Source organism: Paenibacillus cremeus, from assembly GCF_007786445.1.
Classification (GTDB): Bacteria; Bacillota; Bacilli; order Paenibacillales; family NBRC-103111; genus Paenibacillus_G; species Paenibacillus_G cremeus.
In genome coordinates, this window is the sequence record NZ_VNJI01000086.1 from 1 (window position 1) to 15,148 (window position 15,148).

Annotated in this window: 11 protein-coding genes and 1 pseudogene; 5 read left to right on the plus strand and 7 right to left on the minus strand. The window is 42.8% G+C overall.

Annotated features, from left to right (window positions below):
* The first annotated feature begins 455 nt into the window (after positions 1-455).
* A complete protein-coding gene (locus tag FPZ49_RS33980) occupies positions 456-1,688 on the plus strand; it encodes an IS110 family transposase (protein WP_144855021.1) in 1,233 nt (410 codons plus the stop codon).
* A 1,492-nt stretch (positions 1,689-3,180) separates the two neighbouring features.
* On the opposite strand, the gene FPZ49_RS33985 is transcribed toward FPZ49_RS33980, so the two are convergent.
* The 7 genes from FPZ49_RS33985 to FPZ49_RS34015 form a co-directional block, all read right to left on the minus strand.
* Positions 3,181-4,032, minus strand: coding sequence for an aldo/keto reductase (locus FPZ49_RS33985; RefSeq protein WP_144855023.1), 852 nt, complete (start codon positions 4,030-4,032; stop codon positions 3,181-3,183).
* A gap of 59 nt (positions 4,033-4,091) precedes the next feature.
* A complete protein-coding gene (locus FPZ49_RS33990; RefSeq protein WP_144855024.1) occupies positions 4,092-5,093 on the minus strand; it encodes an aldo/keto reductase in 1,002 nt (333 codons plus the stop codon).
* A gap of 708 nt (positions 5,094-5,801) precedes the next feature.
* The gene (locus tag FPZ49_RS33995) at positions 5,802-6,773 is read right to left on the minus strand and encodes a transposase (RefSeq protein WP_186446269.1); all 972 of its coding nucleotides are present in this window, start codon (positions 6,771-6,773) and stop codon (positions 5,802-5,804) included.
* Positions 6,774-6,838: 65 nt separating this feature from the next.
* The gene (locus FPZ49_RS34000; protein ID WP_186446270.1) at positions 6,839-7,162 is read right to left on the minus strand and encodes a transposase; all 324 of its coding nucleotides are present in this window, start codon (positions 7,160-7,162) and stop codon (positions 6,839-6,841) included.
* Between the two features lie 395 nt (positions 7,163-7,557).
* Positions 7,558-7,983, minus strand: a complete 426-nt coding sequence (locus tag FPZ49_RS34005; RefSeq protein WP_144855030.1) for a DUF6526 family protein — start codon at positions 7,981-7,983, stop codon at positions 7,558-7,560.
* A gap of 43 nt (positions 7,984-8,026) precedes the next feature.
* Positions 8,027-8,491: an SRPBCC family protein gene (locus tag FPZ49_RS34010; protein ID WP_144855032.1), complete on the minus strand. Its 465-nt coding sequence runs from the start codon at positions 8,489-8,491 to the stop codon at positions 8,027-8,029.
* 15 nt (positions 8,492-8,506) lie between these two features.
* A complete protein-coding gene (locus FPZ49_RS34015) occupies positions 8,507-8,848 on the minus strand; it encodes an ArsR/SmtB family transcription factor (RefSeq protein WP_144855034.1) in 342 nt (113 codons plus the stop codon).
* 203 nt (positions 8,849-9,051) lie between these two features.
* On the opposite strand from FPZ49_RS34015, the pseudogene FPZ49_RS34020 reads away from it, so the two are divergent.
* The 4 genes and pseudogenes from FPZ49_RS34020 to FPZ49_RS34035 all read left to right on the plus strand — a co-directional run.
* Positions 9,052-10,075: pseudogene (locus tag FPZ49_RS34020) on the plus strand (IS630 family transposase); the annotation flags it as partial.
* A 569-nt stretch (positions 10,076-10,644) separates the two neighbouring features.
* Complete coding sequence (locus FPZ49_RS34025) at positions 10,645-11,727, plus strand: endospore germination permease (protein WP_144855036.1); 1,083 nt, start codon at positions 10,645-10,647, stop codon at positions 11,725-11,727.
* A gap of 20 nt (positions 11,728-11,747) precedes the next feature.
* A complete protein-coding gene (locus FPZ49_RS34030; RefSeq protein WP_144855038.1) occupies positions 11,748-13,235 on the plus strand; it encodes a spore germination protein in 1,488 nt (495 codons plus the stop codon).
* Positions 13,232-14,380, plus strand: coding sequence for a Ger(x)C family spore germination protein (locus tag FPZ49_RS34035; RefSeq protein ID WP_144855040.1), 1,149 nt, complete (start codon positions 13,232-13,234; stop codon positions 14,378-14,380). Before FPZ49_RS34030 ends, FPZ49_RS34035 begins: the two co-directional genes overlap by 4 nt.
* Positions 14,381-15,148: the final 768 nt, after the last annotated feature.

Sequence of the window (15,148 nt, forward strand, 5' to 3'; positions counted from 1 at the left end):
CCTACCTAGAGATCGGTATGGACTATTTGAATCGTGGGAAGTCAAATGTTCGTGAACTTAATAAGTCTGCCGCCATTAAACTCCTTGAAGCTGAAGGGTTTATGGTTACGAAGCTAGAAGCCTGATAATCCCGAACCCTCAGGAACTGGCGTACTGGTAGTTCAGCTTTGTTATGCCTTCTTTCGATCATACGTGCGTTGATTTTCATAAAAAACCTTCATGACCTTACGGTCACCGCGATATATGAAAATGTAATGTTTGATTCAAAAACAAATCCCGATCCAATACTGGTAATGGCAGGTCAAAGGTCGACTCTTTTTTGGTGAAACCAAACCCGTATAAAAAACCGCCCTATTGCAACGATGAGAACCGCCGATTGTTGCTTGAGCACGTGTATAAAAATACACACTCTCCGTTGCATGACCTGTACACTGTCCAAGTAATGAGGGATGAGTATGGATGCCGTATTAGAACGATGCGCGTGGTTAGACGTGCATCAAGAAACCGTTGTCGCTTGTGTAATAAGTGGTCCTTTAGACCGAAAGCCACAACAAGAGATTCGTAATTTCGGTACGACTACGGGGGAACTCCTAGCACTGTCGGACTGGCTTACAGAGAAACAATGCTCCCATGTTGCCATGGAGAGCACAGGCGTCTACTGGAAAGCGGTCTGGAACGTCCTTGAAGAGCATTTCACACTCGTGCTCGGAAATGCCAAGAAAATCAAGAATGTCCCGGGGCGTAAAACCGATGTGAAGGACGCTGCTTGGATCGCAAGTCTGCTCCGCTGCGGACTGATTGAACCTAGCTTTGTGCCACCCGTAGACATTCGGGATCTTCGAGACCTGACGCGATACCGTCGAAAGCTTCAAGGTCAAGTGACGTCAGAGAAGAATCGAATACACAAGATATTGCAAGATGCGAACGTAAAGCTAACCACTTACGTGTCCGATTTATTTGGGAAATCAGGTCTCGCTCTGCTAGAGGCTATCGGCAACGCAGAGGTGCTGGATGCCGACTCCGTGAAAGGGCTAGTACACACGCAGTTAAAGAAGAAAGTACCTGAACTACTCGAGGCCTTAAACGGACGTGTACGTGCTCACCATCGCTGGATGATCAGACGACACTTGGTACATTTACGTCAAGTGGAGGAACATATCGAGGCCCTAAATGGAGAGATTGACCAATTGCTGAAGCCATACGAAGAGGAAATCGACCTGATGATTACCATTCCAGGCATTCAAAAGGATGCAGCGGCGAGCATTCTTGCGGAGATCGGTACAACCATGGAAGTATTTCCCTCTGAAAATCATCTGGCTTCGTGGGCCGCGGTTTGTCCGGGAAATAACGAAAGTGCTGGTAAGAAGCGAAGTTCCAAGACCAACAAAGGCAATAAGGGATTAAAAGCTGTTCTGTGCCAAGTTGCCTGGGCGGCCTCTAAAACCAGGAACTCACGCATTGCTGCATTTTACAGCAGAGTTGTGAAACGACGAGGTCCCAAGAAGGCTGCCATGGCAACGGCACATCTCATTTTGAAGATCTGCTACTTCATGCTAAGAGATAAAACCACATACCAAGAACTAGGCTGGGATTACTTGCCCAAGAAAGAAAAAGGACTTGATTACTGGGTCAGTAAAATCAAGTCCATGGGTTATTCCATCCAATTACAGGATATCCATCCTGCTTAACTTTTAAAATTTTTTCTGAAAAAAATTTTCGGGGAGGGGATCTTTTTGTGCCTAAATCGAGCTAACCCAACCCTTAAACCACATTTTCGTATAAAAAATCCCCAATTTACGGGGAGTTCAATACACCTATGTTTGTGTCGCCGGACATCGGTTGACAAGAACTTGATGTCATAAATGACAAGAACTTGATCCCATTCCCGCAAAAAAAGCCTCTGGGGGGATTTTTCCCTCGGATGGCTGCTGCATTCCTGGTTCACCCTTTCTTGGACTCATGATTCCATCTTTCCCCGAATTTTAACGATAAATAGCGTGTGCGAAAATTTTCATCACAAACTGCTTACCAAATTAAACTCCAACAGCCCGCACATTATAATGTGCAGGCTGTTATTGAACATACTACGGCTATACTGATATGTAATATGTTTATGTTTAGCTCGCGCCTGAACTTATGCGCAAGTACAGAATGTGTTAAGTGCCGACCTAAAATTTACCCAGTAGATTAAATAAGGTTAAAGGGTCGATGGCAAGAGGTTCTTTTTTACAACATTTACAACTCCGAATATATTGGCGCATTTATATTTTTAAGATAGCCGAATCATCTTCCTTGAAAAGCCTTTCTTGCGATGCCACTCGTCTGATGAGTGAATCCAGTGTTAGATAGTGCCAACGATTTAATATTCAAGTAATTTATTCTTTCTACAAGATCCCCTGCTGGTGATCCTGAAAAATTTAAATCAGTGGAATTAGCACACAGGTCCGAAATGACATTCTTAAAATTTATCAGTTGAATGGTCGCTTATAAAACTGCGAATAGACATCGCCAATTTGAAAACAGTCTCCCATCCCCCTTGCAATTCGGCTTAGCTGTCCGCAATATCTTGCCGCAGCCTAAAACCCTCCCGGTACAAGGAATTGATGGTCATCTCATTCATTATCGATTCTTAATATATAAGAATTTCACGAAACCATCATCTTCAACTAAAAAGACTGCGTCAACCCCTTCAGGTTCTCGCTCATTTCCCCATATAGTATGAATTCATTTGAGTCCATTCCCCATAAGTGCTTACGCTCGAATCCACATATCCGCACGCAAGCTATTCAGATCAGAAAGACTTTTCCGAATGGATGCTAATGGGCAAGAGCTGAATCAATTGTAAACCCGGGATGAAGCGGCGGATCTGCCCAGAACCAAAGTGAGGGCCGAAAGGTGTTTGGTCGGAAGGCTCACGAATATAACGCGCGCGTACAGGTGGTACATATCGCTTGTCTAGTTGATTTTGCCCACTGGCCCGGAGGTCGCACCTACCGGGCTATTCGTCATGAAGTAGTTGGATGTCCCGACTATATACGTAACATGATTACAGTAACTAGCGGCTAAAGTGTGTTCATTTAACATAAAACTCGCTCACGCTACGTACAAAGAAAATTCCGATTACCGTCTTTTTTAGACGATGTCTGTGCGGAAGGAATGTATCTTGCGTTGGACTATATATTAAAACTTTCTTACCATGCTGGTTAAACGTTCAACTTGTTCAGGATCATAATGTGAAAAGAACAAAGTTTCTCTTCTATCTAAAGCAGCAATGGCATCCATATCCTCCTTTGATAATTCAAAATCAAATACATCAATATTCTGTTTCATTCTTTCCTTATTCACCGTTTTAGGAATCACTGATACACCAATTTGAATCAAGTATCTTAAAGCAACTTGGGCACTGGATTTATTGTATTTATCTCCAATTACGTTTAATGTTTCATTACCAAATAAGTTGTTTTTTCCTTCAGCAAAAGGTGCCCAGGCCTGGATTTGCACTCCATTTTTCTTCATAATTTCTCGAGCCTTTACTTGTTGATTAAATACATGTGTTTCAACCTGATTTACTGCTGGAACAATTTCATTGAATTTAATCAGGTCGATTAATCTGTCTGGATAGAAATTACTTACACCTATTGCTCTTATTTTTCCTTCCTTATTTAGTTCTTCCATAGCACGATATGTTCCATAATAATCATTAAACGGCTGATGAATTAATAATAAATCTACATAGTCAAGCTGAAGTCTTTCTAATGATCCTTCGATAGATTTTTTTGCATTTTCATATCCATAAGTAGAAATCCAGATCTTTGTAGTAATGAATAATTCCTCTCTTGGAACCCGGGATTTTCTAATGGCTTTTCCTACAGCCGCTTCATTTCCGTAGCCCTGAGCAGTGTCGATTAAGCGGTAACCTACCTCTATTGCATCCAGTACACACCTTTCACATTGTTCATGATCTGGAATTTGGAACACCCCATATCCCAAAATTGGCATTTTCACACCATTGTTTAATTCTACGTACTTCATACTCCCATTTCTCCTTTATTAATATTTGAAGGAAGGTTGTCTTTCGAATTCAGACTGCTCTAACTAAACTCGCGACGACGAGGCAATGAAAACCACAGTCCATCTAGCCACTCCAACTGCTGTACCGTTAACTTTTCCATGTCAGCAGCGCGTAGGCTCGCGTCCAATTGCTCCGGACGGCTCGCACCAATAATTGCGGATGTGATTCCCGATTGCTGTATGACCCAACGCACGGCTGTCGTGACCGGATCAAAGTTGTGTTCTCGGCACCAAGATTTGTATCGTTCAACAGCGTCGAACTGCGCCTCTTGCCAATAACGTTCCTGATACAGTGAACCCGCATTGTTTTCAAGTCCGAAACGAGTCCCCTCTTCGACACTTGAATTCTTCGTGTAACGGCCCGTCAGCATGCCTCCCGCAAGCGGGTTGTAACTAATAATGCCAAGCCCTTCATCAAGCGCCATCGGAACCAAGTCGTCCTCAATCATCCTAAACAACAAATTGTAGCGCGGCTGCACGCTCACGATGCGGGCGTAATTTTTTCTGTCCCCAATTCCGTTGGCTTTTGCCACTTGCCAAGCACGCCAATTGGATACTCCTATGTAACGGACCTTACCTTGCTCAACGAGATCATCAAACGCACGTAACGTTTCATCCAAGGGTGTGCTTGGATCGAATTGGTGAGCTTGATAAAGGTCTAGATAGTCCGTTTTTAGGCGGCGAAGGCTATCTTCAACGGCGGTTATGATATGCCTCCTGCTTAACCCTCTATCATTTGCACCAGGTCCCATCGCACCAAAGCACTTTGATGCCAGCACCACTTTGTCTCGTTTACCTTCTAACCATTCCCCGATAATCGACTCGGTTGCACCCGCAACAGCGTAGGAAGCCCTCCCAATGGGATACACGTCTGCTGTGTCGATAAAACTCACACCGGCATCAAACGCCTTATCAAGAATCTCAAAAGAGTTTTTTTTGTCTGCCTGATTTCCGAATGTCATCGTGCCCAAACATAGAATCGTTACTTTTAATCCAGTTTGTCCTAATGAACGAATTTCCATAATAATTCACCTCTCCAAGAAATTTTATTATTCTATCATCATTATCCAAAAATTATTAAGCCGTAGTTCACTCCGTGGCCGTATATATCATGGTGTTCATGGTTGTTGGATTTGGGATAACGTGAAGTTGGGGCACGTCATGAACATAATTTTATTATGCCATAATTGAAAAAGAGAGCGTTATCCTAATCGTCTTAAATGTTTGCCTAATCCTCTCACATCATTAGTCTCGATAATGATAGAATCAAGCATTGTGAAATTCGGATAAACAACTGCGTTTGCCGAAATTTCCATCATACCCCCATGCTCCAATTCCTCAACGGATTGCAGCGCAAAATACGATCCCGTATCTGCATGAATCGTTTTTGTAATTCTTTAGTCGGATTCTGCGGTAATTACAGTACTATTCACAAAGCTTGAGTTTTCGGAGAACCCCTCTCCATCTCCAAAAACGTCACTTTTTCTGTAATTTTCAGTTTACCTTTAATTCATCCCTGTCGGGAATGAGATAATGTTCTTGTCAAAATCGGGAATGGGATCAAGTTCTTGTCATTAGGTTTTGACAAGAACTTGATCCCATAAAACAAAAAAGCCGCGATTTAGGGACTGTTGACAAAGTACTGCTAGGGATTAAACTCCCTAGCCGTGCTTCAACTTTTGGCGTATTTTCTCATGAATTGTTGCGATTTGTGGTGGCTAACTTCCCCCTTATACCGCTCTTATCATACGTTTTATGTTTAAAGCCAATGCGGAAAAAAGGCAATGTTCGGTGGCGTTCCGAATGCCCTTCTTGTAGGTCTGCGTGAGGTTGTGACATCTTTTCATGGTTCCAAAACTACCTTCACACCACACCCGCCTTGCTTCTTGAATTCTCTTGTATATGCTTGTTTTGGAACGTGCTACATTTCGTTCTTTTGCTTCTTGAAATAATGGGCGTTGAATCGTCTTCCGAGTACCTGTCTTACCGAAGCAGTTCGAACGTAATGGACATACTTTACAATCTTTGCTTTGTGAGGTGTAAACCTTACTGTAAGTCTGCCTTTCCGTACGCCAACTAATATGCGAAAAGTGGAGTGATCTCCCTTCCGGACACTTATACGTATCATGCTTTTTGCTGTAAATAAATCCCATCTTTTGCATGTGCGCTTCGTCAGAATCTATAGGTGTTATGTACCCTTCAATCTCAAGTTTTTCAAGAGCATGATGAACCGCAGAGCGATCGTAGCCTTTGTCTGCTCCAACCTTTTGGATTTGTAATTGAAACTTGTCTTTTTGCTCTCTTAAGCGAGCTGTAAATGGTTCGTGGTCATTCATATTTGCTGGAGTGACATGTACGTCTGTAATAATTCCATGGTTCACGTCAATAGTGGTATGAGCCAGGTAGTAAAAGCCTTTTGGTTTATTCTCTCTGTTTAACAGCCCTGCCTCACGGTCGGTTTTACTCTGTGTTACCTCCTTCTCTGGAAGTTCCTCTTTCCGTTTTCTCCCACGTTTTTTCTTATTCGGATCATCATCATGACCACTTTCAATTCGACGAGCTTCTTGCTCTAGTTCTTCGAAATATTCTAATGGTTTCTTCTCAATAACTACCTTTTCTGTTTTGTAAGTCGAAGCGTTCGCCTTAATGTGAGTGGAGTCAACAACTACAACTCTCCCGTCACGATACCTTTCGTTATACACTCCGAAACAATGTGATCGAAGATCTCTTGGAATATTTCACTGTCTTTAAATCTTCTGCGACGGTTCTAACTTAACGTGGAATGGTCAGGGACAGTCTCACCCAGATCTAAACCTAGAAACCAACGATAAGCTAAATTTACAGTGATTTCTTGCTCTAACTTTCTTTCTGAAGGGATTCCGAACAAGTATCCAATGAGTAACATCTTCATGAGGAGAACGGGGTCAATTGATCTCCGTCCAAAAGGAGAGTAGAGATGCTGCACTTTTTCATAAAAAAAAGTAAAGTCCACTTTTTTTCGAATAGCACGCAATAAGTGGTCTTGAGGCACGAGGTCATCTAGGCTTATATACATCAATTGGTTTTGTTTGGCTCCATCTACACCCATCATAGGATTACCCTCCAAAGTAAAAAAGACCGTATAGAAATAAATTCTACACGGCCCTCCAAAAAACCTATTAATTGATGCGTTTGTCAACAGTCCCATTTACGCGGCCAATAATGAGATAATGTTCTTGTCACCCGACATTATTTTAACAGCTTCAAAACACCAAATTGCTTTAGGTGGTAGTCTATATGCTTATAAGTTCCTTTTCCCCATTGATCAGGCAGCCATAAGGATTTGAAGAATAAGACGTTTTTCAATCTTGTATTTTTATACAATACACATGTGCCTCAGTATTATTACAATAATTTCCTCTTGAGGTCCACGAACCACGTAGCCTTCTTGCAACAATGAATTCAACGCGTTGTCCATAGTACAAAGTTCAGGCAAAAGCGAATACTCTATGCCCTGTAGTCATCGCTTTTCCAATCCTTAATCGCTTTCTTAATATCATTTGGGCTTAAATTTTCCAGGACCGCTTTTTTGCAAAGTTCAACGAATTCGGAATCGCTAGCAAAACGCAGTGCAATAATTTGTTGAAGTGTGAGCCTTGAATCCATCGTTTGTCCCGTTAACACATAGTGGCGAAAATTTTCTTCCACTCGAATTGCTCTGTCCTGAGCTTTCAATGGATAATTTCTAATAACAAAAAAATTAATAGTAATAAGATACACAAAAGTAAGCAACATAAGTATGACAGAGAGGGTTAGTCCCTCTTTTATTATATTAAAGATGTTTGCTACTAACATAACCAGTAATACAACGGGTAAAAAGTAGTGAAATGGCGCGTGATATCTGCGGTGATTTGCGAAATTTTGTTTTGTCATGGTAATCCTCCATCTTTTTTTGGTCTTCCAGTAGCACTTTTAATTAGACACCTTGCTCCAAATATTTCTTAAAGTTGACTCCTAAAGAACTGCTCCATCCATTATTATGATTTTCAGCTTGATCCTTCGTTGAGAAATTCTCGTGCGTAACTACAAGCTCAGTTCCTGCACCTTGTTCAACAAATATGATTGTTACAACCGTATCCTCTTGTTCTTCGCCAGATCCTTCATGCTCCCACTTCCAGGTAAATACCAGCTTCTCATTTGGGATAACCGCTAAATATTTGCCACCAATAATATGATTTGATCCATTAGGAGCTTGCATGATGAAGCGGTAAACTCCCCCTTCAACAACATCCATTCGATCAATAGTAGTATTGAATCCTTCTGGGCCCCACCATTGTTTCAACTGCTCTCGTTTCGTCCACGCTTGAAATACTCTTTCTCTATTGGCCTTATAGTAATAATTGAGTTGCAGTGTAAATTTGTTTGCTTGCATTGTAATCATAATTATTTAGCTCCTTTAATCATCCGTTGAATTTTGGTCCAGAAAGCGCTCAAGTCTTGATAATTGCGAAGTCCAGAATTGCCTTAAATCCGTTAACCATTGATTTGCACAGTCAATTGATGCTGGATTTATATAGTAATAACGAAACCTCCCTTCTTTGCGCACTGAAACTAACCCAGATTTTTCTAGTACCTTTAAATGTTTTGATATTGCAGGTAAAGACATCTCGAAAGGCTCGGCTAATTTCATGACTGTCATCTCGCCTTTGGCTAACTGTGAAATTATTGCTCTTCTCGTCGGATCGGAAAGAACTGAAAAGACATCGTTTAAGATTTCTTCACTATAGCATTTAACCATGTGGTTAAATATAATGTTTTTCTATTCGCTTGTCAATCTGTCCACATTTCTTAATATTGGTTCTATATAAGTTGAATTAAACTCTTTCCTATCATTTGGAAAGGATTTCTACCCATCATACGTCGAAAAGGTAAAGACCAACTTTATAAACGGGTGATGGCGATGGAAGTAAATAAGGATCTACAGGAAGTTGAGAAACGACTAAACAGGAAAAGGATCGCCGAAAGTTCGAACGCTATCAAACCATACGTTTGTATTTACTTGGGCACGACAAGAATCAAATTGCCACCCTGATTGGAAGAACAGAGCGTACGGTAAGAAACTACTTAAAGCTCTATCTGAAATTCGGCTTAGATGGACTGCCAATGAAATTCTCTCCAGGTCGTAGCGTGCGACTTACAAAGGATCAGCAGGCAGAGCTTAAAAAAACCATCATCAACTCCCTTCCCCACGAGGTTGGATTTACCGCAAAATTCAACTGGACCCTTGAACTGATTGGGGAGTTCATTAACCGAGAGTTCGGGAAGAAATACTCCATCAAAGGAGTATCCTTGTTGATGCATCGTTTGGGTATGAGCTACACCAAGCCAACGTATACCTTGGCAGCTGCTGATGAAGAGAAGCAAAAAGAGTTTGTCGAAAAAACCTTTCCAGGGTTAAAAAAATCAGGAAAACAGCGAAATTGATCATCTTTTGTTTGAAGATGAAGCCATGATCCGTGATTATCAAGCTCTTCAGCATACATGGTTTGAAAAAGGAAAGCAGCGAATCATCAAAACCACGGGTAAGCATCATGGCGTAAAGTTATTTTCAACAGTTGACTACGTTACGGGCAACATCGTTTGGCAAGAAGATGAAGAATATACGGCTGAAAAGTTCTTAGCGTTTCTGCAGAAAGTCGTCACGGCTTATCCAACAGGTAAAATAGCAATGGTGCTGGATAACGCCAGAATTCATCATGCGAAACTGCTGGAATCGTTTCTCGAAGAGCAACAAGGACGGCTTAAACTAGTTTTTCTGCCACCATACAGCCCTGAACTTAATATCGTAGAAGGACTATGGAAATGGTTGAAGGCGGATGTCGTGAATAATGTCTTCTACCACACTGTCGCCGAAATCCGAAAAAACGTGCATTCATTCATGGAACAGATCATGAAGACTCCCCAAAAGATTGTCGATCGGCTCTGTATCAGAATGGAATCAGGAGATCTACTGGAAGATCAATAATACAACTTATATACATTAAATGATTTTCAATTTATCACAAAAAATATACCTTCTAATTTATTATTGAACAGTATTTTAAAGATGCGCTTGATTTGATTGTTATATTTTTCCCATTTTTAGGGTTTATAGTTCGTCGTAAAGCCCTTTTTGGTAACATTCCCGTTAAATGAAAAAAGGCTGCTCGCGGCAAGCTCCTCCACTATCGTACCCGTCGTATTATGAGTTCAGCCAGTTTTTTCCTGGTTGAACTCTTTTTCTTTAAGGAGTTTAGTACGGTAGCCGGGGTAGAACGATCGTACCCGTGGGAAATTAATCCCGTCACTAAAACTGTTCGCCCCTACTTGTAGAAACCATGTTTAAGCTGGTTGGGACGATTGATCCCGTCAGTAAACAAAACCTCTAGTTACCCTGAAGGGAATCGTTGGACTGAGAAATAATCCGATTTAAGAAGAGACCACCTTTTGAAGCGGTCTCTTCTTTTTTTGTTACAGGATTTGGAATATTATCATTTCATTGGGCAGATACTACAATAATGAACTCATACTATTCCTTCCAAGGGGGATTCCCAAATGCCTCAAAAGAATTTGCCCTTTGCTCTTGTCATGATGACCTTGATGATGTCCGTCGGTCTTATGAATCACGTTGAACTGGTTCCGTTACTATTAGAGACGGTACAAAGGGACGCCTGGATCAGCATCCTCTTATTGATCGCGCCCATCTGCCTATTCATGCTTCCAGTTTACTACATCTGCAAAAAAACGAGTGGTCGGACGATTCAAGATTGGATTAGGATCACTTATGGCTTCCTACCTTCCATTCTCTTTCGGGGATTATGGATCGTTTATTTTATCTTTTTCGTCTTCGTCGCTCTAAATGATACGATCACGTGGACCCATATTTCCTATTTGCCCCATACCCCCATTCTTGTCATCGCCTTTTTCTTATGCGGGTTATGCGCTGTGGTCAGCGTATTTGGAGTACGCATGATCATGATTGCATGTGGCATTTTTTTGCCGACAGTCTCTTTGCTCGGCTTCTTCATTGCCTTTGCTAACATTCCGAATAAGGATTACTCCAACATCTTTCCCCTATTTGAAAATGGCTGGAGTCCCATCCTGAAAGGACTGATTTATGTTGGCGGCGGATTAACGGAGATGATTATCATTATTTTTCTAAGCGGTCATGCTACCAAAAAATCATTTGCTTATTATATTTCACTTGCTCTGTTGCTCGTCTGCTTGGCCTTTGGTCCGACCATTGGCTCCATCAGCGAATTTGGTCCAATCGAGGCCGCCAAGCAGCGATACCCCGCATTTGAGGAATGGCGGCTTCTGCATGTCGGACATTTTATCGAGCATATGGATTATTTGTCCATTTATCAGTGGATCACCGGCGCATCCGTGCGAATATCTCTTGGCATGTGTCTTATTCTTGATTTGGCCCATTTGAATAAGCGGCGCCCTCGAGCATTAGCCGCTGCAGCAATTGGTGCGGGCTTCATGTTCTCTAACCTTCTACAAATCAGTGATTACGAATTCATCTTATTTTTACGGCACTGGTATTTTCCTGGGGTATTGCTATTCCATTTATTGATGGTCGTCCTCCTGATCGGACTTATCGCTTTATCGAGGCTAAAGAACGTAACAACCTAGTCTAAAAAGGTGGTTTAACTATGCTGCAGCAAGATCCTCACTCCAAGAGCACCATTGGCTCTTTAGAAGAGCATTCCATCCGGCAGTTGTTCAAAAATAGCCACGATGTTCAAATTAATAAAGTGTTAATGACCTTTCAGAAATCATCGCATAGCGTGATTCTAATCTACTGCACCGGCTTAGCCGACCACAAGCAAATCAATAATTTTGTATTGCTTCATTTGGAGAGTATGATTGAGCTTCATCCGGACGAGCAATCGCTCGATAGCTTCGGTCCTTTACGATTGAGAAAGCTGAATAAGGATGACGAAATCGACACGCTAACAGCGGATGTGTTTACTGGAACCCTAATCGTTTATTTAGAAAATTCACGGACCTTTTATTCCCTGGGAATCGTCGATGCTCCGAAACGCAATCCCGAGGAATCCGCGTCCGAGGTCTCCATCAAGGGGGCACGCGACGGTTTTACGGAAGATTTGGCGACCAACGTTGCTTTGGTCCGTCGCAGAATTAAATCGGCCACCTTATGCTGTGAATATTTTACGATTGGCCGGCGGAGTCAAACCCGAGTCGCATTATTATACGTGAGCGATATCGCGAATGCCGAGTTGATTCAAGAAGCCAAAGCGCGCCTTAGTAAAATTGATGTGGATGTACTGCATAACAGCAGCCAGCTGGAAGTCTTGCTTGCTGATACTTCGATGTCACTTTTTCCACTAATCGATTATATCGGGCGTCCGGATTATGTGACCGAAAGCTTAATGGTCGGGCGATTTATATGTTTAGCCGACGGCTCACCCAATGCCATTATTGCTCCTATCACGTTCACCGAGATTCTCAAAACACCGGAGGATCTATATTTACCTTTTCAATTTGTTTCCCTGGAAAGGCTCCTTCGAATATTGGGTTTTTTTACCGGCGTTCTGCTGCCGGGCTTCTGGATTGCCTTATCCGTTTTCAATATCGACCAGATTCCGTTCTCCCTGCTGGCTACAGCAAAAATAAACCGGGCCGGCCTCCCGATGCCTTCCACACTCGAATCCTTTCTAATCGTGCTCCTATTCGAAGTGTTTCGGGAAGCAGGCATTCGGCTGCCCAAATCGGTCGGTCAAACGGTGGCCGTTGTCGGCGGGCTGATCATTGGAGACATGTCTGTCAAGGCAGGCATTACCTCTCCGGTCATGATCGTGGTCGTATCGATCTCTACGGTCGCCTCATTTATGCTGATTAACCAAAACTTGAATGGAACGGCGACGATCTTTCGATTTTACGTTCTTCTCATGTCCTGCCTAATGGGCATATTCGGGTTTATGCTTTCTTTTATCTGCATTGTCTTTTATATGTCTGCCTTGGAATCGTTCGGCATTCCCTACATGTCCCCGTTGTCTCCGCCGATTTGGAAAGATATGATTCCTGCTATAGTGAGAAGGCCTTTGTATTCCATGAAAAAGAGACCCCGCATGCTGCAACCCAAAGATGCCACCCGTCAAGGAGATGATGCTTCTTGAGCTTCGGACGATTATTCGTACTGCTTCTCAGCTGCAGCCTGCTCCTCACGGGTTGTTGGGATCGAAGAGAGCTTCAAGACACCGTGTTCGTCGTCGCCCTTGGAGTTGATTATAAAGATGGACAATATATCGTTTCCTCCCAGCTGATTGATTTCAATAATGTAGCCAAGCATGGGACGGGGGAAAAGGTTGCGGAAAGTACCTGGATCGGTACGGCCTCCGGAAGCAACCCGTTTAGCGCTTTTCAAAAGCTAAATGAAATTACATCCCAGCAGCAGCTGTATTTAGGACAGGCAACAGCTCTTATCTTAACCAGCCGCGCGATCGAGCAAAATGTAGAGGACATTCTAGAAGCGCTGTACCGTTATCGGGAGCTTCGGTATAACGTCTGGTTATATGGGACGGAAGAGCCCCTAATCCCATTGTTCGGTTCGGATGCACTAATCGGTCTCTCGCCTGAATTGACTGTCATCCACAATCCTAAACCGGCTTCCGCCAAAATAGCTCGGACTCGGCCCGTCTCTGTCAGACAATTCCTTAAAGCCTATAGAGATCCTGGGGAAACGGCATTTATTCCCTCTCTTTCGATGCATACCATGTGGAAGACAAAGGATAAGACCATTCCTGTGGCCTATATCGACGGATTGTATGCCTTTTATCAAAAAAAGTATAAAAAGAAGTTTCTGCTTTCTCAAGCCGAAGGTATTCGCTGGATGGGTAAGCCCTCGGAGGAAATTTTTTTGGAGGTGAATAAGGAGCAGCAATTTCAAGCTGCATTTATGGTGAGGAGCATTCAACAGAGCGTGAAGTGGAACTATGAGAATGGAATGCTGCAATATAATATGGACTTAAGAATCAAAGCGAGTATGGAGATGGCAAACGGTCGATTTACCAAAGAGGAACTGACAGCGGCCGTGGACAAAACGATACGCAAAGAAATCATGGATACCTTTCAGCTAGGACAACAATCGAACACCGACCTGCTGAATTTGGGCGAGAAAATGTACAAGTACGATCTTCCCCAGTGGCGTGAAATTTACCGTTCACCGGAAGTCAAGCCGGCATTGAAGCTGAATATCCACTTATTCTTAGAGCATTCCGGAACCTATAAGGCGGATAGCAATAAACAGCAAGCTCCCGAATGATCGAGAAGCTTGCTGTTCGACTACGCTGTACGCTTATTTGGACTGAATGTAGCCTTCCTATGCGACATCCCTACGAATTTAAAATCGTAAACCGAATCCTCTCGCAGTCGGCCGATCGACACACCCATCCCGTTCTCAATATCGCGATCCAGTTTCGTCCCTAAGGTAATACCTTCGGGCATAAGTTAAAAACATGTCGTATTTGTTCCCATCTCAGCCCTATAAACTCATCGAAATTTACATCCGGTTGAGCTATTGCCTTGCGGTGGCGGGAATCAGGTCTAACCATCCGTGTACCAGAATAAATTTAATTTGAATAAACGGTCCGATAATGCGGTGTTGACAGTGAAAATTCATGTTGCCGATACCGGAGAGACACTTGCCGCGATCGCCCGAAAATATAACTTGCCGATGCAGGGGCTCCTCTCATCCAATCCGCATATCGCCGGAGCGGATCTTTTGTCAGAGCCTTCAGCTCCTACCCACTCCACAACACTTCCGTCCTTAAAGGTTAAGCCTTCCGGGAGATTTGTGTCTTGTTGTCGGCTACTTTGCCGTTCATTAAAAAATTGCCAAACTCCGTGCGACAGGCCGTTGCCTGTTGCAGTCCAAGTTACGCTTGTAATTTTGCCGCTTACCCTTCTAATTAACTCAACTTTCGCAGCTTATATCAGCCAATAAAACCTTGATATAGCTGGGCAAACCGGCAATCCACTGCTGGACTTGACTGATAAGAGTAGACTTCTCCCGTTTCGTTTTGGTCTGGCT

Coding starts and splice junctions, on each gene's coding strand:
- FPZ49_RS33980 (WP_144855021.1), top strand. CDS start 456: ATGGATGCCGTATTAGAACGATGCGCGTGGTTAGACGTGCATCAAGAA.
- FPZ49_RS33985 (WP_144855023.1), bottom strand. CDS start 4,032: ATGAAGTACGTAGAATTAAACAATGGTGTGAAAATGCCAATTTTGGGA.
- FPZ49_RS33990 (WP_144855024.1), bottom strand. CDS start 5,093: ATGGAAATTCGTTCATTAGGACAAACTGGATTAAAAGTAACGATTCTA.
- FPZ49_RS34000 (WP_186446270.1), bottom strand. CDS start 7,162: ATGATGGGTGTAGATGGAGCCAAACAAAACCAATTGATGTATATAAGC.
- FPZ49_RS34005 (WP_144855030.1), bottom strand. CDS start 7,983: ATGACAAAACAAAATTTCGCAAATCACCGCAGATATCACGCGCCATTT.
- FPZ49_RS34010 (WP_144855032.1), bottom strand. CDS start 8,491: ATGATTACAATGCAAGCAAACAAATTTACACTGCAACTCAATTATTAC.
- FPZ49_RS34015 (WP_144855034.1), bottom strand. CDS start 8,848: ATGGTTAAATGCTATAGTGAAGAAATCTTAAACGATGTCTTTTCAGTT.
- FPZ49_RS34025 (WP_144855036.1), top strand. CDS start 10,645: ATGCCTCAAAAGAATTTGCCCTTTGCTCTTGTCATGATGACCTTGATG.
- FPZ49_RS34030 (WP_144855038.1), top strand. CDS start 11,748: ATGCTGCAGCAAGATCCTCACTCCAAGAGCACCATTGGCTCTTTAGAA.